Raw genomic sequence first — 21803 nt, forward strand, 5'->3', positions numbered from 1 at the left:
CACGCCGTGCTCCGGTTGATCATCCAGGCGGGCAAGACCGAGAGCGCCGGCATCCTGATCGATTTCCCGATTTCGCGGCAGGACATCGCCGAAATGACCGGCACCACCTTGCACACGGTGTCGCGCATCCTGAGTGCCAGGGAGGCCAAGGGACTAGTCATGGGCGGCCGGCAGAAGCTGCTGGTACGCGATGCCGCGAGCTTGCAGGCCCTGGCAGGAGGCGCCGTTGAATAGCACGAATTTGCCTGTCCGAGCAGATGACTCGATGCATTTACACGTTTGCGCGCCTCATGGCCCCGTACATGGGCAAATCAGCGTCTATTGCCAGACAGGGCCGATGTTAGATCTGCGGTGCGTGCTGCTGCTTGCCGGCGTTGGCCGACGTTGAATTTTCCACAACAGATGCCGATCGCCGCGCCCGCTTGGAGTGTCACCGACACGCTCCCAATTTTCGTGGAGAACGAGCACCCATGCATATTGTCACTACGATGGCTGCGATTGCCGCCTAGTGTTCCCGCTATTGATGCGATTGCCGAGTCAAGGATTTTTGGACCTGGTGAAACTTTGGGGAGCATGAAAGCTCTGCCGGCGATTCAGTTGCGGAGTGCACCTACCCAGCGGTGGATCGGCAAGGCCAACATGAAGACGGCCACCAAGCCTTGCACAGCCAGCGGCTCGGCCACGGGAAACAAGCCGAACCAAAGCTGCAACCAGTCGGTATCGGGAAACCACCCAACAGGATTGGCACTGATGAGTGCGGCGGTCTGTAGCCCGCGGATGCCCGCGCCCACCAGTATTACCGCCAGAACGCCGAGAAGGAATGTTGTTGCTTGGAAGAACAGGTGCAGTGGAAGGCGCTGACCAAAGCCAAGCACTGCCCAACCTACGGCAAGCGCCGCCACGCCGCCCGCAAGAAGCCCTGCCAGGATAGCGCCCGGCGAGGCATCGATGAGTAGCGCCTCATAGAAAAGGACTGTCTCGAAACCCTCGCGGAAGACCACGAGGAAGGCCAGCAGGCCCACCGTCATCGGGCTTGCGACCCCTGCAAGGCGGGCGCGGAAGGTGGAGACATGGCTGCCCCCCAAGGTTAGGCCCATAACAATCCAGACTAAGACTGCAGCTGCCAGAAGCGCTGTGCCGCCTTCCAGCGCCTCTCGTGCCAGCGTTGAGATCGAGATCAGCCAGCGCGTGCCAGCCCAGAGCGTCAAACTGGCCAGAAATGCCAGCGTGACCGCTCCGATGATCGGGGTGCGAAAGCGGGCGGGCGCGACGCCCTCGGCCCTGAGCGCGGCCAGAAGCGCAGCGAGGATCAAGACGGCCTCCAGCCCTTCGCGGAAAATGATTCCGGCCGATTGCAGCGCCGTTCCGGCTGCGGTCGGACGCGCTTCGATCCTGTTGCGTGCCTCGGCCAGATCGGCTGTGATTCCCTCGATCTCGGCGGCAAATACTGCGTCGTCTGCATGCCGGGCGATCAGCGTACCAAGGCCGGGCCGGTCTGCACTGCCTTCCCAGAAGCGAGCCTCGAGTCTCAATGCCATCACTGGCGCTCGGGGGACGAGATGCTGCTCTATATCGGGGTCAAACCAGGAATAGGCTTCCAGCCGCCTGAGTTCCGCCGCGTCCCAATCGCCAGATTGGGCGACGAAGCGCAATTCCTTGAGCGCCGCGCTGAGTGCATCGAAGGCAACCGCCGCCCGGGCGTCCTCTTTGCCGGTGCCAAACTGCACGTCAATTGCGGCAAGCGCCTCGGTTATCAGCAGTTCGATCCCGTCAGCGCGCGCTGCCATCAGGCCGTCAGCCTCGGCCAGCAGAGCCGCAAGCCGGCTGGCGGCCTCAGAGTCAGCCATCTGTGGCGCCAGATCGCCCATGATCATGGCGGCGCGGTTGCGGAACATTCGCGCCTCGTTATATTCCATTGGTTGGCGGACCTCGCCGTCGCGCACGCCGTCTCGATATTCCTCCCAGACCATAGCGGTGAACCGCCGCAGCAGGCGCGCCCGGCGCTGCAGTTCGTCGGGGGCGAGCGCGACCGGGACATAATTTGCAAGCCGCGCATCGATAGCCCCGATCGCGGAGGGATCGCCTTCGGCGCGGGCGAGGTCGGCGGCAAGTGCCGCTATACCCTCCGCCCCAAGATGTGTGGCAAGGTTGTCTTGGAGGTAGGCTACCATTCCTTCAATCCGTCCCAGCTCGCCAGCATATTGGGTAGCATGGCCGTTGCTCGAGTCCTCCGTGGCTCGGGTCAGAGCCAGACGCAATTCGGAAGTGCCAACGGTCAAAAGCTCGGCTTCGACGGTTTTACGAGTGGCCTCGGGCGACAAAGTTCCCTCGCCAAGCGCCTGCACTGCAAGCGAGGCAGCGGTATCACCCGATGCGCGTGCATAGTCGCGGACTGTTAGCCAACTGGTTGCGGCTTGGGCATCGCCGGCGGTGATTGCAGCGAGGAGCCCGGACCGCGCTACGATCAGGATTTCCGCCCACAGGCGCTCTCGCGCGCGTGCCGTGGCGGGTGCATCGCCGGCGGCTGCGCTTTGAAAATGGGCGGTCAGCGCATCGGTCACCGCCTCCGTATCGCCATCGGCGAAGGCGCCCGAAGCCGCTTCCCACGCCGTTCGCATCCGTGCGATCCTTTCGGTGATCTGCCTGACCCGATCCGGTGTCCGGGTCTGGTAGAGTAACCGTTCGATCCGCCCCGTTTCCGCGCGGATGATCTCCGCCGCGCCCCAGGGCGTTTCGGCACGTAAGGGCAGGGCGAGCAGCAGCAGGATCAGCAATGGCAGGAGGGGCTTCAATTCTTCGCCTCGGGAAGATCGACCGAAAGCTCGGCCAGAGTAAAGGGCGGCAGTGGGAAATTGCGGCGCAGGCTGGAGTAGACTAGGTCCGGAAGGGCGACACGGTAGAGAAGCCGTGCCTGCATGTGCAGTGCGCCTTGAGCAGGCTGGGGCAGCGCCACATCATAGCTGACCACCTGCTCGCCGCGGGCGGGTATTGGATCGCGCACCCAGACTACTGCGGCGGTATCAAAGGTCATGTGATCGCTAATTCGTTCACCATCCATGTCGAGGAAATGCTCGATCCAGGTCACCGCCTCGGGATCCTCCACGCCTAGCCGCTCGGCTGTGCCACCAGAGCGGAAGAGCGTGCGTCCGGCCCCATCGCTCAGAATGACCTCCAGCCACATGTGCTTCTGATCGTTGACGCCCGTAGGCAGATTGTGCCCGGCACCGAGGTTCTGCACAGCGATACTGACAACGATCCCACTGTCCGTGCGAATAACAGAACGCAACTCCAGCCCTGCCGCTGTCCGCAGGAAGGCTTCGGTCTGGCGAGCCTGTTCGACCAGCGTGGCATTGGTAGTCTCACCGTTCATCCCAGGCAGGATGCCGCCACGCAGGATTGTCAGGACGTCGCCGAGACTGGTATCAGTCATGACGTGGTTTGCGCCGACGAAGCGATGCGAATAGCGTTCGGGGTCTGCGGTCTCTCCACGGCGTAGCGCCATCACCTGCGCGGCCGGGTCGGCGGCCATGTGGCAGTCCTGGCAGGTGACGTCGTTCCTTGCATACCAGCTGTCCCGCCATTCCTGGTAGGTGCTCTGCACGGTCTGCGGCGTGCTGGCACGGGTCATGGTATGGTCGTAGATCTCGACATGGCACGCACCGCACAGATCTGCACTTTTCATCAGCGCGGTAGTATCCTGCGCCCCATAGGCTGCCCGATGTGCGCGTGGATCGGCCACAAGTGCGGCCCCCTGGGGACCGTCACGCTCAGCCTCGGCGCGGTTATAGGCCAAAGTGACCGCACCATTGCCGCGCTCAGGGTCGGCATGGACAGCGGTGTGGCAGGAAATGCAGGCGACGCCCTCTGTCAATGCGTCGGCGGGCGCAACCGAGGTAAAGCGGTTCACTCGCCCCGCCAGCATCTCGTTTGGCGCGTGGCAGCCTTCGCAGAAACGGCCTTGCTCGGGGTTGTGGACGCTGTCCTCGTTGGCTTCGACTGCTGCCTCATAAATAAGATCCCGGTCGGCTACGGCATGAAGCGAGGCGGTCCATTCGGTAAACTCCTGCTGATGGCAGGTCGCACATTCAGCCGAAGAAGGCAGTCGAGCGGGGTCGCTTAGAAGCCCCGTCGCGGTTTGCAGGAGCGATGGAAAGAAGGGGCGATCCGTGCCCTTAGCATCCGGACCGAAAGGCAACTGATAGAAGGGGATGGTCGAAAGTGGTATGCCGACCGGGTCGGCCTCCGGCGAGAAGGCTGCCCAGAGGCCAAGGCCCGCAAGCGCTGCGGCTGCTCCCGCAACGAGCGGCCTGGCATGATAGCGTAGCTGGGCCTTGAACCTCATTTCTGATCCGTCTTCCAGTGTCGTATCCCCAGATGCAGGATCAATCCGGCCACCGCTATCCAGGCGGTCCAGAAATGCACGAGCGAGAGTGCGGCGCTTATCTCGCCGGCGGGGAACCAAAGCCGACCGACCCACCAAAACAGGGCGGGTGCCGACATCGCGAGTCCAGAAAAGATGAGCGCTACCCAAACTGCCAACAGCCCCCAGGACATTTGGGTAAACAGGCGTCGCTGGCTCTTGGCGAGAGCGGCACGGATGTGCCGAATGAGCCATGGGGCGAGGGCGGCAGTCAACACGCTGCCTCCTGCGATGTGCGCCCATAGAACAGGTTCGGCCCTCGGCTGGAGCCACAGCCACAGGCCGCTGGCGGCGAGGGCCGCGACGAGGGCACTCTGGGCGGCGGAACGTAGACTGCCCCATTGCTGGTGGGGACGGCTTTCTGTCGTCTTGGTCAAAACGGCGGGTTGGCTCAGGGCTCCTTGGTAGGGCATCTCCACTTACCCGCCGATCTTGACTCCGTGCTTGGCTGCCGTCTGAAGCACCTGCGCCACGATCCGCTCGGCGATATCCTGCGCCTCGCTGCCCAGTGCATCGGCCTCCTCGACTGTGAACTGGTCACCCGCTTCTTCCCGAGTGCGGGTTTCGCTGACAAGCGACAGAAGCTCTTCATAGGCTGCCGCGATCGAGGCATCCAGCGCGGGATCGTCAGTGGCGACCACTGGCGCAATTGCATTGACATACATGCGCTGGCAACCGCTCATGATACCCAGCACGTCGACCAAGCGGCTTTGTGCCACGAAGGCTGCAGATTCGCCGCCAAGGAACTGCGACTCTTTCCACTCGCTGAAGTAGTCGCCGACAGTTGGGGTCATCGTGATCACGGCGGCGAAGGCGTCGTCGCGATTGGGTTCCCAGGCCTCCATGTCTGCCAGAAGTCTTTCAGACCATTTGACCAACCCGTTCGCGGCGCCAAGCGCGAGATTGGCGTCGAACAGCACTTCACCTGCACCGATTTGCCCATCGTCGTTGAGGTCTGCGGCCTGCCGGGCATGCGCCGCATCGGTGCCCCAGAACAGCGGCTCGGAGATCGAATGAAACAGGCTGCCGGGACGGACCAGCACGGTGCCGTCAGGCAGGGTCAGGTCATATTCAGCGATATCCTCGTCCGCAGAACCGGGGTTGCCCGCGTCCAGGATCAGGTCGTAATGCGCAAGCGAAGGGATGCCCGCGACGATGCCCTCAATGGTCTCGTATTGGTTCGAAGCAGCAAGCCAGGAAGCCCGGATGCTGGTCACCAGGGCCGCGAGTGCCGGCCCTTCGGCAGACCAGGCCGCAGCATAATCGCCGCCATGGACCGCGATGCTCCCTGTGTAGTCGATGACAGTATCGCGCAGACGCTGCGCCTCGATGACCAGGCGTGCATTGTGTTCGAGCGTGAATGCCTTCACTTGTGCCAGCCCTTCGGTCTCTGTCAGCGCCCAGACAGGGGCCGCGGTGACCAGAAGTGAGGCGACGATAAGGGTTGTGATCCGGAGCATGTGAAGGCTTCCTTTCTTGATAGCTTTGGTGAGGCTTTGGAATTGAAAACTGGGTGGTCGCTTCGTTCGATTTATTCCTGACTAAAAAAGTTATCTTTGATGTAGCTCAAACTGGACAACCTTTGGAAACGAGATCTGTACACTCGGCAGAAGGCAAGTTGGGTTGATGTCGGCTGCCATTCGACGCAAACTTTCAATAGGGTGGTCGGGTGTCACCCTGGGCGGTGATTGCCCGTCATGAGTGCTGGATATACCAACCTGGGTGCCTCGCTGCGCACCCACAGCGCCCTGACGCTCGGCGAGTTTGTGTCGGAGGCTACAGCATCAACCATATATGGTTTGGCCTCGGGAACCTCGGACGGCGCTAGTCTTCGTGCTCCTCCGGTGTGAGCAGTGATCCCCAAAGGACAATTGTCGAGCCTTCAGCGGCCAGATGCTGGGAATAAGGCCTAGGAAGGACCTGAGATTGCGTATTCGCTCCGTGGTTCCCGACTGGAGCTGGACTTGTCCGGTGCAACGGCACTATCACCGCCAATGGTCTCCAGCTCATCGGCCGCCGGCGTCTGTCTGACAAGCTGCGGAGACTATTGTCTCGTCGAGGTCGCGTTTGGTTCTATTCCGCTGGTTCAGCTGTCTCCGGTTGAAATGCCGACGTCGACGTCGGCGCAACTCTGCGCTTGAGGGCAGGCCGCACTCATGTCCACCCGGGGGATCGGTGGTGAGGAAAGCGATCCGACGTGGACTGTTGGGTTCCGCCATTCCCGGTCGCTCGCCACCGTGGAAGTAACCTTAGCTTTGGTCGAGATCCCGGCAGACCGGGCGAGAGGGAACAGCTTGCCGAGACTCAGCCACCCTATCGACAATGAAGCCCGACTGATTTAATATGATAAAATGAGTCATATTAAATTACTCAGGCCGTCCGCGAATGCACCCTGGAACTATGCCTTGAGCTACACAATCTGCATTTCTGGCCAACGAGCGACGATTGGAGCTCTGGGATGCAGCGTTACGGTCGAACGCTCGTGGCATAGCCGCGGCGAACCGACGTCCCCTGAAGGCACTACAGGAGGTCTGCGCGTACTGTATGTTGCGAGATGTCGTGAATGAGCTGGGATATTCACGACTTGTTCCGTCGCCACGCCGCAGAAATAAATCGCGGCTTGCGACGGCGCGGGATGTCATCGGAAGTCGCAGCGGACCTGACTCAGGATACTTTTCTCCGACTGCTGGGGGCGTTGGAAAGACGAACAGCTGAAGCAGATAATCCGCGTGCCTATCTCTTCCAGATTTCCCGTAATCTCGCTGTGGATTATGCGCGCCGAGAACGGCTGATGCCGCGCGCCGATACATCCGACGCATTTCTGAACGCCTTCACAGATCCGTCCCCTGCGGTGGACACCATCGTCTATGACCGTCAGCGGCTGGCAATCGTTCAGCAAGCACTGCTGGAACTGCCAGAGCGGACCCGGCGGGCCTTCGAAATGCATCGGCTTCAAGAGCAGACCTTGGCAGAGATTGCGCCGATTATCGGTTTGTCTACAACCCGGACCTGGGGTTTGATCCGCGATGCCTATCGTCACATTCGCGCCCGCCTTCATGAAAATGATGCTCTGAATTGAGCTAAAGCAGAAAATTTCGTCCAGCCACTCGTTTTATGGTGTAGGCGCTTGCGGCGGACTGGTTGTCCGACACACCGTGCCGGACGGAAAGCGGATGACTGAGACACCACGCGAAGAAGACCTGCTCTGGGAAGAGGCGCTTGACTTGGTCATCCGCCTGCAGGGAGATCCGACAAACCCGATAACGGCCGACCTCATTCGCGCTTGGCGATCCAGAAGTCCCCATCATGAGGCCGCCTGGCAGGAGGCGCGTGACATCCACAGCATGACGGGCCACATCTTGCTGGGACGCCAACGCGTGTCGCGGCAAGCCCAGGCGCGGCAACTGACACGCCGCGCCCTGCTGGCGGGCGGCACGATAGGACTGGCCGGGATAGTTGCCGGATTGACCTTTGGCCCCAGCCTGATGCTGCAGGCACGGGCTGATTTCATGACGGCCACCGCCGATATTATCCGCTTCCCGCTAGAAGATGGCAGTGTGGCGACCCTGGGGCCCGAGAGTGCTATCAGTATCGACTATTCCACGCAGGCCCGGAGTATCGAGTTGCTTACCGGAATGGCCTTCTTTGATGTGGCGGGCGATGCAAACCGGCCTTTCAGTGTCCGCTCGGGGGCAACTACCGCCACCGCACTCGGCACGGCTTTTGATGTCGTCATGGCAGCGGGCGTCACCACCATATCGGTTGATCACGGCCGGGTGGGGATTGCCGCAGGAGCGGGAGTACCGTCACATGATTTCGAGACTCTGCAATCGGGGCAATGGCTGTCGTTGGACCTTGCCGGCGGCACGGTTGGCAAGGGACAGCGAGATACCGGCCAGATTGCCGCCTGGCGGGATAACCTGCTGGTCGTCGAGCGCGGGACGGTCAGCGTCATCGTTGAACAGATCAATCGGTGGCAGGCGGGCGCCATTCTAATTGCCGATCCGGGTCTTGGTGCTCTTGAGATCAGCGGTGTTTTCGATATGCGGGACCCTCTAGGGGCGATCGAGGCGGTGGTGCATCCCTATGGGGGCAAGGTGCGGCAGATTTCTCCTTGGATGACCGTCATTTCAATAATCTGATAAATACACTCATAATTATAGAAAATACGCGCCTGCCATCCGTTTTACCTTTCAGAGGCTCAGCGGCACAAACAAGTGCCGAGGCCTGGGAAGTGCAAACGGAGTAGTAGGCATGTGGCGTATCCGCGCGAATTTCAGGCTGGCCTTTCGAGCCAGAGTGACAGGTCTCGTTCTGGCTGTTTCAACGGCGATAGCGACCAGCATGATTGCGTTTGCTGGAACAAGCCTGGCCCAGCAGGTGCAGACCACATTCGACATCGCGCCCGGCCCGCTGGCCCAGGCGCTGGCGCAGTTTGGGCGCCAGTCGGGCATGCAGGTAACCTATATTCCATCGCTGGCAACAGGGCAGGTTTCCCCTGGCGTCTCGGGGGCAATCGCGGTGGATGCGGCGCTGGTTCGCCTGTTGGTGGGGACAGGTCTGGTCTACAGCTATGCTGGCACCAATACGATCACCGTCAGCGATCCCACTGCGGCGGCGATGAGCTATGACGGCTCCATCGTTCTTGAAACCATCGACGTCACCGCCTGGGTGCAGAACGCCGCTACCGGCTCCGGTTTCCAGGGTACGCCGGACTGGGTCTATGAGTCACCCGAAAGCGTCAGCGTGGTCAGCCGCGAGGCGATCCAGAACATGCAGGTGCGCGACGCGCGCGACCTGATGAGCGGCGTGGCCGGCGTCTATTCCGGCGAAGGCAATGGCAGCTTCCCGACGGTCTCCCCCAATATCCGCGGCCTGCAGGACTCGGGCCGCGTCCTCATCTCCATCGACGGCGCGCAACAAAACGCCCAGCGCGGCTTCGGCAATGGCAGCAGTGGCTATCAGTCCAATTCCGGGCAGGCTTTTGTCGATAGCGCTTTCATCGCGACCGTGGAGGTGGACAAGAACCCTGGCGCCTCGTCAGGCGAAGCCGGTTCGCTCGGCGGATCGGTCAATTTTCGCACCATCGGCGCCAATGACCTGATTGCCGACGGCAATAGCTATGGCCTCGAGATTGACCTGACGCGCGGCACCAATGCGTACAATCGCCAGGATTCCATATTGGCCGCAATACGGTTGGCCGATACCCCCTTCAGCGTCACCGCCGGCCTGAGCGGCATGGACCTTGACGAATACAAGGGCGGTATGAACGGGACAATTGCTGCCAGCGGCAGCTTCAGGGGACGCCAGAACTGGTCTTCCCTGCTCAAGCTCGAAGGCGATTTCGGCGATGCACGGACGTCTCTGTCATGGATGCATCAGGACAGCGCCTTCAAGTATCAGACCGCCGGATTTTCAAATTTCGAGACGGTGGTCAATGACAGCGTTTCCGGTCAGGTCAACTGGAGCCCTTCGGATAACGACTTGGTCGACCTTCAAGCTCGCTTGTGGCTGAACAACATGAGTAACAAGGAGGTGCGCGAGGAGCGCAATCTGGGCGGCGGCGTCATCAAAGCGCCCGAGACGACGACCGACGTCGCGACGCTGAGCATTGGTGGGTCACTGGAAAATACCAGCCGGCTCGATACAGCTGCAGGGCCACTCACGCTCAACTATGGCGTCGAAGCCTTTCGCGACAATGCGACGGCCGCGGCCACCAGCACGAGCATTGCCGCCAACCCTACCTGGGAAAGCAGCTACACTGCCTTCAGCCCGCCCGGCGCGCGGACGGTGGCAAGTGCCTTTGCCAATGCGGAACTGCAGCCGGCCGACTGGGTCACACTGTCGGGCGGGTTACGCTACGACTGGTCTAGGCTGCAAGGGTCGCCGACCTACTACAACTTGCAGCCTGCCGTTCCGCGTTTTGCTACGGCGGCACAAACGGAATACGCGTGGCGGGACAGCCGGGGGGAAAATCCGGCGGGCGCTCCACCGTTCCTTCAGGCATTGTGGCTGGCCAACATGGGCGAAGGCCACGGTGACAAGTTTTATCCCACCGGTGCAGAGATATTCCCCCTCAGTACTCCCGCTTACTATCGATCCAATGTGCTGCGTATCGACCGTGCCGAGGGAATTCTTCTGCCTTCCGTCACCGCGGAGTTCGAACCGGTGGAATGGTTCAAACCTTATGTCAGCTACTCCCACAGCGCTCGCCCACCGACCATTCTGGAAGCTTTCTTTGCCGGTGGCCCGCCGAGTGATGCGCCGGGAGACGCCTACGCCCCCAACACGTCCTTGCGCTCAGAACAGGCGCGTACCTGGGAGGCCGGCGCCAATGTCGCTCTGGACAGCCTGTTCATCGAGAACGATAGCCTGCGCCTGAAGTTTGCCGCATTCAGCCGGGCAATCGACGGCTATATCGTGCTCGGCGATATCGTAGCGCCGGGCGTGACCAGCAAGCACTATCTGGGCTTCGTCAATCTCGCCGGAACCACCCAAATGCGTGGGCTTGAGATCGAAGGCAACTACGACGCTCGCCATTTCTGGATCGGCGGCTCGGCGACCTGGCTTGAAACCGAGTGGCCGACAAGCGCCGAGATCGTCTCCAATGGCGTCATCGTTTCCGATGGCAGCATTCGCGCCACCTCCGGCAACGTCCCGCCTCGCTTCAAGCTGACGCTGGATGGTGGGGTGCGGCTGTTCGAAGAAAAACTGCAGTTGGGTGCGCGCGTCACGCATGTGACGCCAACGCTGTCGCGGGCTCTATCTAAGGAGGGTGAGCTGCAGGAAGCGACCGAGGCCTATACGACGCTCGATCTCTACGGCTCCTATCAGGTCAGCGACAATGTCGGCCTGCGGCTGGCGGTCAACAACGTTACCGACCTCCGCTATGTACCGGCCTCGGGCGGCTACACGGCGCCCGGTCGAACCGTTCTTGGATCGATGAACATAAAATTCTGATGGCGACCCTGTCGCCAACAGCCCTGTTCCCGGCCGGGTGCACGCCCGGCCGGGAGAGCCACCCGGCGCATTGCCGGGTACCCTTCAACAGCCATCAATCAGGAGTTTCATCATGACTGCAACTATCCAACTTACCAACGCCTCGTCGGATTTGGTAAGTTTTCTCAGCAGCTGGGCCAGCGGGTTCAGCACGAACTATGGTGCCTTCTACGGAGCCACGCCTGGGCTCGTCACCAATCCCAGCAATGGTGCCAATGACTATGACACCTGGGGTGCCGGCCAGAGCGGCAACAAGGGCGTCGTCATCGAAGGTTCATTCCAGTACGATCTCAACGGTCACGACCTCAATGGCGATGGGGACTTCACCGATCCCGGCGAGATTGCTCCCAATGACCTCGTAGGGACGGTCAGTTCACTTACGCTCGGCACCGGCTACAGCCAGTCCTCAAGCGGCATCAGCCTGTCGCAGCAGGATCTAGTCATCAATCCCGATGCCGGCAATCCATCGGCGGCATTTGACTACGCAATCTATCAGTTCACCGTGAACAGCTCGATTGCCGGGCTCTACACTTATCTGGCGTCGGTGGGTGCCGTGATTGAGGACACCTCCGCCTCCGACATTCTGACCGGCTTCGCTGGCGCAGACACCTTCGTATTGTCTGGCGGCAACGACACGATCGGGGCAGGCGGGACGGGCACCTATGGCTTCCAGGACGGTGCTGACACTCTGGACGTTCGCGACTGGGGTGCCGCGAGCTTTGGCGATCTGACAGTGTATGCTTCTGGATCGGACAGCTACGTCTACTATGGCTCAAATAGCGTGTTGCTTGAGGGTATCGCCGCTAGCGATGTCTCTGCTGCCGACTTCCTGTTCTAGGCGAGCACGGCAAAATCATGGTGGCCAATCGCCAGCATGGGGAGGGACCCCGGCGTGATGCCGGGGCCGCCGCCCTGCCGTTGAAAGGGGTCCTGCTATCCCTGCTGCTAGTGAGCGTCCTGCTCAACCTGCTGGCGCTCAATGGTCCGCTATTCATGTTGCAGGTCTACGATCGGGTGCTTGCCAGTGGCAGCTTGCCCACTCTTATGGCGCTTTGCGTCCTCGCGGCCGGGCTCTTCGGTTTTCAGGCGCTGCTCGACGCTTTACGGGCTCGGATCCTGCTGCGACTTGGGGAAGGTTTTGACCTGCGATTCAGCGCTGCGGTACTGCGATCCATCATGCGCCTGCCCCTGATGACCCGCGCGTCAGGGGATGGCCAACAGCCGCTCCGTGATCTCGACGCGGTACGCGTATTCCTTGCCGGACCGGGTCCCGGCGCCTTTCTCGATCTGCCTTGGATGCCGGTCTATATTGGCATCTGCTTCCTGTTTCACTTCTGGATTGGCGTGACGGCATTAGCGGGCACCATCATCATGGTCGCTCTAACCCTGATCACCGATCTGTCGGCTCGCCGCCCCGCAAGGCAGGCCATGGAACAGGGTCTGCTGCGCGCGGGCCTCACCGAAAACGCACGTCGCAGCGCGGAAACCATTCGCGCTATGGGCATGGAGCGGGCAATCGCTGGCCGCTGGCGTGATATCAATGGCAGCTATCTGGCCGCTGGCCGCACCTCGGGCGATCTTGCCGGTTCCATGTCGGGCCTGTCGCGTGCGGTGCGGCAAGGACTGCAATCGGCCATTCTGGCAGTGGGTGCCTTTCTGGTCATCGAGCAGCAGGCTTCGGCCGGCGTGATGATCGCAGCCTCGATCATGATGGGCCGGGCAATGGCACCAGTCGATTCCGCCATCGGCCAGTGGAAGGCTTTCGTTGCCGCGCGACAGGGATGGGCCCGCCTCAAAAAGCTCATGCCCAGCTTTATCGACGACCAGACGCGTCTGGCGCTGCCCACTCCAGCGCAGGAACTTCGGGCCGAGAACCTCACCATTGTGCCGCCCGGTGCGCAGACCCCGACCATCCTCGACATCTCGTTCCGCTTGACCGCTGGTAGCGCCTTGGGGATCATCGGCCCATCCGGTTCGGGCAAATCCACCCTGGCCCGGGCGCTCACGGGCGTGTGGAGACCGTCCCGAGGCCATGTCCGGCTGGATGGCGCGGCGCTCGATCAATGGGATCCCGACGACCTGGGCCGGCATATCGGCTACCTGCCGCAATCGCCTGAAATGTTTGAGGGCACCATCGCCGACAACATCGCCCGCCTGCAGCCGGATGCTGCCGCCGAAACAATCGTCGCGGCCGCCCGCGCTGCTGGCGCCCATGATTTCATCACCAGCCTGCCGTTGGGCTACCAAACCCCGATAGGCCAGGACGGATCAGGGCTCTCCGGCGGCCAGCGCCAGCGCATTGGACTGGCGCGGGCGCTTTTCGGCGCCCCTTTCCTGCTGGTACTGGATGAACCCAATGCCAATCTGGATGCCGAGGGCGAAGCTGCCGTGATCCGCGCCATCGCCCATCAGCGCGAGCGCTCCGGCATTGCCATCGTCATCGCCCACCGCCCCAGTGCCATCAGCGCGGTGGATATGGTGATGGTCATGGAGGCCGGTCGCGCCCGCGCCTTCGGCCCGCGTGACGCGGTTCTCGAACAGGTGATCAAGACCGCCGGCGCCGGCACTTCGGGAGCCCGCATGGTCAATCCCTTGCGCGTGGTGGTCAATCAGGATGCAACCATGGCCGACCCTGAAGTCGGCCGTAGCACGGAGCCCGGCCATGACTGACGCGCAGGCACTGAACCTTTCCCTGCGGCGCCATGTGATGGCGGGAGGGCTCGCCGGATTGCTGCTTGTCGTTGGCGTGGGCGGCTGGGCCACCGCAACCTCGATTTCCGGCGCCGTGGTGACTGTCGGCACGCTGGTCGTTGAATCCAGCGTCAAGCAGGTGCAGCACCCCGATGGCGGCGTTGTCGGAGAGCTGCTGGTGCGCGAAGGCGACCGCGTCGCGGCCGGCGATGTGGTGCTCCGTCTCGACGCTACCCAGACTCGCGCCAGCCTTGCCATCGTGGTCAAACAGTTGCGCGAATTGCTCGCCCGCCAGGCCCGGCTGGAGGCGGAGCGCGACGAGCGTCCTGCCCTGGACTTTGCCAACGAGCTTCTGGCTAAACGCGACGATACCGGTGTGGCCAGAGCCATGGCCAGCGAGGCCAGCCTCTTCGCCTTCCGGGCCCAGACCCGGGAGGGTATGAAGGCGCAGCTGCGCGAACGCATCGCCCAATACCACTCGGAAACCGCAGGACTGGCGGCGCAGCAAGCGGCGATTGAGCGCGGGCTGACGGCGCTTGACGTGGAGATTGAGGGGCTGCAATCGCTTTACGCGCGTAATCTTGTCTCGCTACAAAGGCTCAACACGCTGGAGCGAGAGGCCGCCGCGTTGCAGGGTGATCGCGGCGTGGCAATCGCCAACCAGGCCCAGGTCGCCGGGCATATCGCCGAGGCCGAACTGCAGATCCTGCAGGTCGATATCGACCTCAAGACCGAGGTGGGCACCGAATTGCGCGAAGTGCAGGCACAGATCGGCGAATATAGTGAACGCCGCATCGCCGCCGAAGATGCACTTCGGCGCATCGATGTCGCGGCGCCGCAGGACGGGGTGGTCCACGAGCTGGCAGTCCACACTGTGGGCGGTGTGATCAGTGGCGGCCAGGTCCTGATGCTGGTCGTGCCCGATGATGAGCGGCTGACGCTGGATGTGCAGGTCTCGCCACGCGATATTGACCAGGTGCATCTCGGTCAAACGGCCACCATCCGACTGTCCGCCTTCAACCAGCGCACTACCCCGGAACTGCAGGGCACGGTAAGCCGTCTCGCCGCCGACCAGACCATCGACGAGCGCACAGGTGCGGCCTTCTATCGCCTGCGCATCGACATTGCCAAGGAGCAACTGGACCGGCTGGGCGCCCTGACCCTGATGCCCGGCATGCCCGCCGAGGCCTTCATCCAGACCGGCGAGCGCACTGTACTGTCTTACCTGGTCAAGCCACTGGCCGACCAGCTCAATCGGGCGTTCCGCGAGGAATGATGCCCCAGGACCATCCTCCCCACCACGGTATCCGCCATTTTGGCATGCGGGTGAAAATATGCTCGCCCGGCTCGTCTTATCACTAACGCATGCCTGGGCCGACAAGGCCCCTCCATTTGACAGGAATGAAATCATGGACGTATCCACACTCCACAGGCAGGCCGACATCGCTCAACCAGCGCTGGAGCAGGGCGGACTATGGTCCCGCCTCAAGGCCGGCACGCAGGCGACCCATGAGCGGCTCGACGGTCGCATCATGGCCGGCCGGCCGTTCGAGAGCCGGGAACGCTATGGTCTGTTCCTGCAGGTCCAGCACGACTTTCACACCATCGTCAGCCCGCTTTATCACCTTGCAGATCGTGCTGACCTATTGCCGGGCTTCGGTGGGCGCGATCGACTGGCGCTGATCGAACAGGATTTGCGCGATCTGGGCCTCGACGTGCCGGCCAAGGAAGAACCCGCGCTGGATCGCCTGATCGACACGCCCGATGCCCTGGGCTGGCTTTATGTCGCGGAAGGCTCCAATCTTGGTGCCGCGTTCCTGCTCAAGGCGGCCCGGCAGCTCGAATTGTCAGAGAGCTTTGGCGCGCGGCATCTGGCGCCAGCGCCGGAAGGACGCGGCCTGCACTGGAAAACCTTTACCGCGGCACTGGACGCCATTGCTCTTGCCCCTCAGGACGAGGAGCGGGTGATTATGGGGGCGAATATTGCTTTTGCTCGGGTCCTGAGCTTTGTCGATCAGCGCTTTTTCGCCACCGCAACGGATTGAAGGAGGGTTGACGGCAAACCGGCCAGGGTCTGTACCCAGCCGACAGTTCGTCATTGGATCATGCTGAAACCCATCTATGTCATTCTCGGTTTGGTCATGCTGGCTTTGGGCGTCATTGGCGCCTTTGTGCCACTGATGCCGACCACGATCTTCCTGATCCTGGCGGTATGGCTCTTTGCGCGCTCCTCTCCACGCCTCGAGGCCTGGCTCCTGCAGCACGAGCGTTTCGGGCCAACGCTGCAGGCATGGCACCGGAATGGAGCCATCTCGCGTCGCGGCAAGATCCTGGCCTGTTCCGGCATGGCCATCGGCTTTCTTCTGTTCTGGCTGGGGGTGCATCCGGGGCTGTGGCTGTGGGCCGCGGTCGCTGCGTCAATCTTGGCCTGCGCCTGGTTTGTTGCCTCGCGGCCAGAACCAACAAGGGGCAGCCAATGCTGAGAGGATCAGGATGAAACTCAGTCGGCGCGAAGAGATCGCCATAGGCATCCTGGTTGTCTGTGCCGGCCATGGCGCAGAATGGACGACGACCGAAGCGGTGGCTGCGAGCATCGGCGTGAGCCGCGATCAGGCAGCACAGATAGTGCACAGGTTGATGCAGTCCGGGTTGATTGAGACCGTGCGCGGCCGGCAGGGCGGCCTGCGGCTGCGTTACAGCGCCGAGCAAATCACCCTGGGCCTGGCCATGGACAGCATTGGAGAACATCGGCGCCAGGCGCCCGAACGAGGCGTTCAGGCGCCTGGCGACTGGTTGACGGCGATCACGCGGGCAGCGGCCGAACGCGTGCGGCAAACCTTTGAAAGTTTTACCATTGCCGACCTGGCGCGTGAAAAGGTGCGCGAAAAGCTGACCTGCTTCGACTGTTCCATTCGGATGGGTGTCGTTGGCCGCATGCATATCGCCCCTGGTAGGACGCCGGCGGCACTCTTGCCGCACGAACAGGGTGCAGGGCCTTAAATGCCCTCCCTTAATTACAGCCGCCGAACGGTGCTATTCATAGAAAGACCTCTCACCATGCGTCGCACTATAGCCGGAATTGCTTTCAGTCTCACCCTGGCGCTCGTATCGCTGCCGGCAATGGCGCAACAGAGCATCCCCATGGCGCCGGCAACCGAAAACGCCCCAGTCGCTGCCGACAGTTCCGGCGGCATCGCGCGGCCTGCTGATCCCGTATTGGGCTCCCCGCTCGAAACAGCTGGTCCACTTCCGTCCACAGATCTGGTGGCCGAGCCTACGCCCACATCTGGCCTGCTGCCGGAGGATCTGTCGCCCTGGGGCATGTTCATGGCAGCAGACTATGTCGTGAAGTCGGTGATGATCGGCTTGGCCTTCGCTGCCTTCCTCACCTGGACCATTTGGCTGGCCAAGTCAGTGGAGCTCTTGGGCGCGAAAACGCGGGCTCGCAGCGCGTTGAAGACCATTACCAACTCGCGCACCCTCGATGACGCCGTTCGGGCCCTTGGTGCCAAGCGCGGCGCTGGAACGCTGCTCGTGAGCGCTGCCCAAGAAGAATTTCTGATGTCGCTCGGCTCGCTCGATACGGCCGATGGGTCCGGGTTGAAGGAACGCGTTGCCTCGCGGCTGTCGCGGCTCACCGCTGCTGCTGGTCGACGGATCGCACGCGGCACGGGCTTGCTTGCCACCATTGGCTCTACCGCCCCTTTTGTCGGCCTCTTTGGCACGGTCTGGGGGATCATGAATGCCTTTATCGGCATTTCGGAGGCGCAGACCACCAACCTGGCCGTGGTTGCTCCTGGCATTGCCGAAGCTTTGCTGGCCACGGCACTAGGACTGGTTGCCGCCATTCCTGCTGTCATAATCTACAACGTCTTTGCTCGCTCCATCGCCGGTTACCGTCAGGTGCTGGCCGACGCCGCCGCTGGGGTGGAACGGCTGGTCAGCCGGGATCTCGACTATCGCACCATGCCAATGCCTGACAGTCCGCAGCAAACCGGTCGGATGCCGCGGTTCGCCCAGGCGGGGGAGTAGCGCTGATGGCTGGGAGTGTCCGCCGGACGAGCGGCGATGACGACGAACTCGACGAAAATCACGAGATCAACGTCACGCCCTTCATCGACGTCATGCTGGTCTTGCTCATCATCTTCATGGTGGCCGCTCCGCTGGCGACGGTAGATGTCAATGTCGATCTGCCGGCCTCCAATGCGCAGGCGCAGCCACGCCCCGACAAACCCTTGTTCCTTACCGTTGAGGCGGATTTATCACTATCGCTCGGCGACACCGAGGTCGCGCGTGCCGGGCTGGGTAGCGCCCTCGACCAGCTCACCGGAGACGACAAGGAGGCGCGCATATTTCTGCGCGCCGACCAGGTGGTTTCCTATGGCGAATTGATGACAGTGATGAACTTGCTGCGCGAAGCCGGTTATCTCAAGATCGCCTTGGTGGGTTTGGAAGCACTTTCAGGCGTGCCGACCGATGGTGGGCCGCCGACCGGAGGAGGCACCACCAGCCCTGTTCCTGATCTGGCCAATCCTGTGCTTGAGCCATGAATTTTGTCTTCCCCATTCATGCGCACGAGACTGTCGGCAGCGAGAAGTTGCACGTGTGGAGTTGGGGCGAGGTGCTGCTCTGGGCGTCTGCTGCCCTGATTGTGCTGTCGGCGTCCATTGTTCTCGTCACCGTCACCTCGAACTGGCGCACGGCGCAGGCCCTGCCGGGCGCGCCGCCACCCGCTATCATGATCGAACTCGCCGAAATTGCCGTTGCCCCACCAGTGGAAGACATTGCGGCAGATGAGGGTGAACTGTCGGCGCAGCAGCAGCCCGTCCAGGCCGCAGCGGCAAACCCACAGGCCGCGACTCCGGTTGAGCCACTGCAACCCGAGCCACTGCCCGAACAGGTCAGTTCGCCGGTAAATTCCGTCACGCCCACGCCCATCGAACCCCTCGATGCGGTAGCGCCAGTGGTTCCCAAGCAACGCCTCGAGCCGGTGGTGGCGGAAACGATAGAGGAGCTTGTCCCCGATCTGCTGGAGGCCGACGCCGAAGTGGCAGTGCCCATCCCGGTGGCGCTCCCCGCTTCGGTCACCGAGCAGCGTAAACGTTTTGCCGAGCAACTGGCCCGTCGGCAGAGGCAACGGGAGCAGCAGCCACAGGTTGCCAGTGCACAGAGGGCGCCGCGCAGTGTTGAGGCGCAACCCAGTCCACGGACGGCGGCTCCCCAGCAGACCGAAACGACCCGCGCCGCCCCGTCAATCTCGCCCCAGCAATGGCAGAGCCAGATCGTCGCTCACCTGAATCGCGCCAAGCGCTACCCCAACGATGCGCGCAACCGGCGCGAAGAAGGAGCGCCACATCTGCAGTTCACAATCGACAGGGCGGGGCAGGTTGTCTCGGCGCGCATCGTACGGTCATCGGGGTTTCGCGCTCTCGACGAGGCAGCGCTCGAGATGATCAGCCGCGCCTCGCCAGTTCCGCCGCCGCCGGCTGAAATCGGCGGCCGCTCCATAATGCTAACCGTCCCGGTCAATTTTGATCTGCGGTGAAAGCAGAACCAGGAGCCGTCTCAACAATTCCCAGGTGTCGTACTCCTTCTGACCAGCCGCGCGGAACTATTTTCTCGCTTCGTCCTCGAGCCCGGTGGCAAGCTGCTGATCGTCGACGGCACTACCCTTCGGCGCATTTCTTGTCAGAGATGGCGCAGCAGATATGCGATGTCGGCAAAGATTGCGGTGTGAGCGTTACATAGGACATTGAGCCCCCCGGCTTGTCGCAGTCGCCAGTGCCGCGCTGCGCCAGAATTGATGGTGGTACTCTAGCCGGATCGGACCCGCGGGCCTTGACCCAGGACAATGAGTTGAACAGGGCGCGATACTAATTGCTGGTCGGCCTTTGACCCTGGTCATCATGCTGGTCCAGATCAATTTTTGAGCCCTGTTGCCGAGCTCTCCATAGCGATGCCGACCGGCGGGCTTCAGACGGAGGCTTGGCGAGTTGACGCCTCCTAACCGACGGCCTGCTTCCAATGGCGACTTGCCACTACCACATCCAACAAGTCGCCACGGGTCATACGTAGCCGATCTCGATGAGGAAGGCGTCGATCTGATCGAACAGGTCGCGGTCTTGACCGAGCCAGATGTGACCTCCAGACGGAAAGACAGTCAGCCGGGCGTTCGGCACGCTGGCAGCAATGTGACGGGCGGCCTTGGCGGTGCCAAAGCGGTCGTCCTCAACCGAGATGGCGAATGTTGGCGCGGTGATCTTTTCAAGAGCCGATGGGGCCGGGTGACCGGCAAGCTGCGCGTCATTGATCAGACCATCGGCGCGACGGCTGACCGGCAGGATGCCGAGGAGTATTTCTTGGGCGCGCGTTGACTCGGCAGCGTCCACGGTCTTGAGCAGCGCGGGGTCGGTGGCAAGGAGCGTGCTGACCATGAGGTCGGAGGCGACCGCGGTGCCAATCCAGAACAGAAAGTCGGAACGGAGCAGCGCCATGGCCGCCGGAATGCCCTCGGGCGGATTGTCGGCGGTAACCGCCTCGCTGTTCGGTGTGTAACTGGCAGGCACGATCGGCACGAGAGCCGCACAGCGGTCGGGATGGCGGACAGCGAACTCGATAGCGGAAAGCGCACCCGCGGACCCACCCGCTGCGGCGATCCTGTCAATGTGCAGGTGGTCGAGCAATTCCACGAAGGCATCGGCTTGGTTGGCGCTCGAGGGATCCGATGGAAAGCTGGAGCGAAGGTACCCAAAGCGAGATGGCGCAATGATACGGTATCCCTTGGCGAGGAGTTCCCGCGTGAACAGCAATCCCTGATCGAAGCCGCCGCCGGTGCCGTGGATCATTAGCAGTGGTGTGCCGCTGCCGGCCTCGGCGTATTCCAGATCACCGAAGCGTGTTGGAATGGCGGTGCTGAGGCTTGGGTCACATGCGGCCCGCGCCTTGCTGATGGCTGAGGAATAGGCGAGCGCCGTTCCTCCGCCGGTCGCGGCAAGTGCGCCGCCGGCGATGCCCATTCCAATCAGCGCTCTGCGAGATACCATGACTCACCCCTCCAATGCGCGTGGAACTTCCAGTTCTCGAAGCTGAGTAGCCTGGAATGGCTCGGGGTTCTTTGATCGGTATCAAATCGGCGGTGTGCCCTTGGTGCGACTGGCGGAGGAACGGTACCGAGGAATCCTACGGCCGGCGTCGGGACAGGCCGGATCGTTGGTCCGGAAATGCAACGGGATGGAGTACGTCCCGACGCCAGCGGCGTCGAACCGGCTCTAGCCACGTATAAAGCGCGCCCCGCGTGTGCGCGAGGCTCAATAGATCGCCTTGAGAACTCGCGCGGTGAAGAACGGAAAATAGTCATCGGTTCCATGGTGGTTGCCCACATGGACGACACTGGGGAGGGTGAATCCACCGAAAGTCTCTTACTTTTCCATGGTCCCGCCAAAGGGCTGAAGCTGGAACACCTTCTGAGGGTTTGCGTCGCTCCAGCGGTCCGCGACAATATCGATGACCTGTCCCGATTCAGCGATTGTGATGACAATGGCGGTTTGTGTCGCGCCGTTGCCGAATGTCACTTTTGCCCTATCCGATGCCAGTTGTTCCCATTGAGCACCGGATGCGGGAAGAAGGGTCGCAGGTGCCTAGATTGTTGATTGTCGCTTGGAACTGACCCGGGGTTGTCATTGAGAAGTGACCC

18 protein-coding genes and 1 pseudogene are annotated in these 21803 nt (G+C 62.1%); 13 read left to right on the top strand and 6 right to left on the bottom strand.

Annotated features, from left to right (window positions below):
- Positions 1-234, top strand: a 234-nt coding sequence (locus ABFY71_RS18080) for a helix-turn-helix domain-containing protein (protein WP_347947281.1), incomplete at its 5' end; no start/stop codon positions are given.
- A gap of 359 nt (positions 235-593) precedes the next feature.
- Here ABFY71_RS18080 and ABFY71_RS18085 read toward each other — a convergent pair.
- The 4 genes from ABFY71_RS18085 to ABFY71_RS18100 form a co-directional block, all read right to left on the bottom strand.
- Positions 594-2792, bottom strand: coding sequence for an FTR1 family protein (locus ABFY71_RS18085; protein WP_347947282.1), 2199 nt, complete (start codon positions 2790-2792; stop codon positions 594-596).
- Entirely contained in the window at positions 2789-4342 is a 1554-nt protein-coding gene (locus tag ABFY71_RS18090; protein WP_347947283.1) for a multiheme c-type cytochrome, read from the bottom strand. Before ABFY71_RS18090 ends, ABFY71_RS18085 begins: the two co-directional genes overlap by 4 nt.
- Positions 4339-4635, bottom strand: a complete 297-nt coding sequence (locus tag ABFY71_RS18095) for a hypothetical protein (RefSeq protein ID WP_347947284.1) — start codon at positions 4633-4635, stop codon at positions 4339-4341. Before ABFY71_RS18095 ends, ABFY71_RS18090 begins: the two co-directional genes overlap by 4 nt.
- Positions 4636-4839: 204 nt before the next feature.
- Complete coding sequence (locus ABFY71_RS18100; protein WP_347947285.1) at positions 4840-5880, bottom strand: imelysin family protein; 1041 nt, start codon at positions 5878-5880, stop codon at positions 4840-4842.
- Positions 5881-6983: 1103 nt separating this feature from the next.
- Between ABFY71_RS18100 and ABFY71_RS18105 the strand changes: the two genes are divergently transcribed.
- The 12 genes from ABFY71_RS18105 (at position 6984) to ABFY71_RS18160 (ending at position 19655) form a co-directional block, all read left to right on the top strand.
- Positions 6984-7499, top strand: a complete 516-nt coding sequence (locus ABFY71_RS18105) for an RNA polymerase sigma factor (RefSeq protein WP_347947286.1) — start codon at positions 6984-6986, stop codon at positions 7497-7499.
- Positions 7500-7593: 94 nt separating this feature from the next.
- On the top strand, positions 7594-8562 hold the full coding sequence (locus ABFY71_RS18110; protein ID WP_347947287.1) for a FecR family protein: 969 nt from the start codon (positions 7594-7596) through the stop codon (positions 8560-8562).
- Positions 8563-8764: 202 nt separating this feature from the next.
- Positions 8765-11380, top strand: coding sequence for a TonB-dependent receptor (locus ABFY71_RS18115; RefSeq protein ID WP_347947288.1), 2616 nt, complete (start codon positions 8765-8767; stop codon positions 11378-11380).
- Positions 11381-11492: 112 nt separating this feature from the next.
- Positions 11493-12257, top strand: a complete 765-nt coding sequence (locus ABFY71_RS18120) for a hypothetical protein (protein ID WP_347947289.1) — start codon at positions 11493-11495, stop codon at positions 12255-12257.
- A gap of 17 nt (positions 12258-12274) precedes the next feature.
- Positions 12275-14089: a type I secretion system permease/ATPase gene (locus tag ABFY71_RS18125; protein ID WP_347947290.1), complete on the top strand. Its 1815-nt coding sequence runs from the start codon at positions 12275-12277 to the stop codon at positions 14087-14089.
- Positions 14082-15386 (top strand): HlyD family type I secretion periplasmic adaptor subunit, encoded by a 1305-nt coding sequence (locus tag ABFY71_RS18130; RefSeq protein ID WP_347947291.1) that lies wholly within the window; start codon positions 14082-14084, stop codon positions 15384-15386. Before ABFY71_RS18125 ends, ABFY71_RS18130 begins: the two co-directional genes overlap by 8 nt.
- Positions 15387-15519: 133 nt before the next feature.
- Positions 15520-16155 carry a biliverdin-producing heme oxygenase gene (locus ABFY71_RS18135; protein WP_347947292.1) on the top strand — a complete coding sequence of 212 codons (636 nt, stop codon included), beginning with the start codon at positions 15520-15522 and terminating at the stop codon, positions 16153-16155.
- Between the two features lie 60 nt (positions 16156-16215).
- A complete protein-coding gene (locus tag ABFY71_RS18140) occupies positions 16216-16593 on the top strand; it encodes a YbaN family protein (RefSeq protein ID WP_347947293.1) in 378 nt (125 codons plus the stop codon).
- 10 nt (positions 16594-16603) lie between these two features.
- A complete protein-coding gene (locus ABFY71_RS18145) occupies positions 16604-17110 on the top strand; it encodes an RrF2 family transcriptional regulator (protein ID WP_347947294.1) in 507 nt (168 codons plus the stop codon).
- Between the two features lie 57 nt (positions 17111-17167).
- The gene (gene exbB, locus ABFY71_RS18150; RefSeq protein WP_347947295.1) at positions 17168-18142 is read left to right on the top strand and encodes a tonB-system energizer ExbB; all 975 of its coding nucleotides are present in this window, start codon (positions 17168-17170) and stop codon (positions 18140-18142) included.
- Positions 18143-18147: 5 nt separating this feature from the next.
- The gene (gene exbD / locus ABFY71_RS18155; protein ID WP_347947296.1) at positions 18148-18660 is read left to right on the top strand and encodes a TonB system transport protein ExbD; all 513 of its coding nucleotides are present in this window, start codon (positions 18148-18150) and stop codon (positions 18658-18660) included.
- Entirely contained in the window at positions 18657-19655 is a 999-nt protein-coding gene (locus ABFY71_RS18160) for a TonB family protein (protein ID WP_347947297.1), read from the top strand. The genes exbD and ABFY71_RS18160 overlap by 4 nt, the downstream gene beginning before the upstream one ends.
- A gap of 520 nt (positions 19656-20175) precedes the next feature.
- Here the strand turns inward: ABFY71_RS18160 and ABFY71_RS18165 are convergent.
- Both ABFY71_RS18165 and ABFY71_RS19355 read right to left on the bottom strand, forming a co-directional pair.
- Entirely contained in the window at positions 20176-21126 is a 951-nt protein-coding gene (locus tag ABFY71_RS18165; protein ID WP_347947298.1) for an alpha/beta fold hydrolase, read from the bottom strand.
- A 402-nt stretch (positions 21127-21528) separates the two neighbouring features.
- Positions 21529-21735, bottom strand: a pseudogene (locus ABFY71_RS19355) (DUF6544 family protein); the annotation flags it as partial.
- Between the last annotated feature and the right edge of the window lie 68 nt (positions 21736-21803).

It is taken from the genome of Devosia alba (assembly GCF_039938915.1).
In the GTDB taxonomy this organism is placed as follows: domain Bacteria; phylum Pseudomonadota; class Alphaproteobacteria; order Rhizobiales; family Devosiaceae; genus Devosia; species Devosia alba.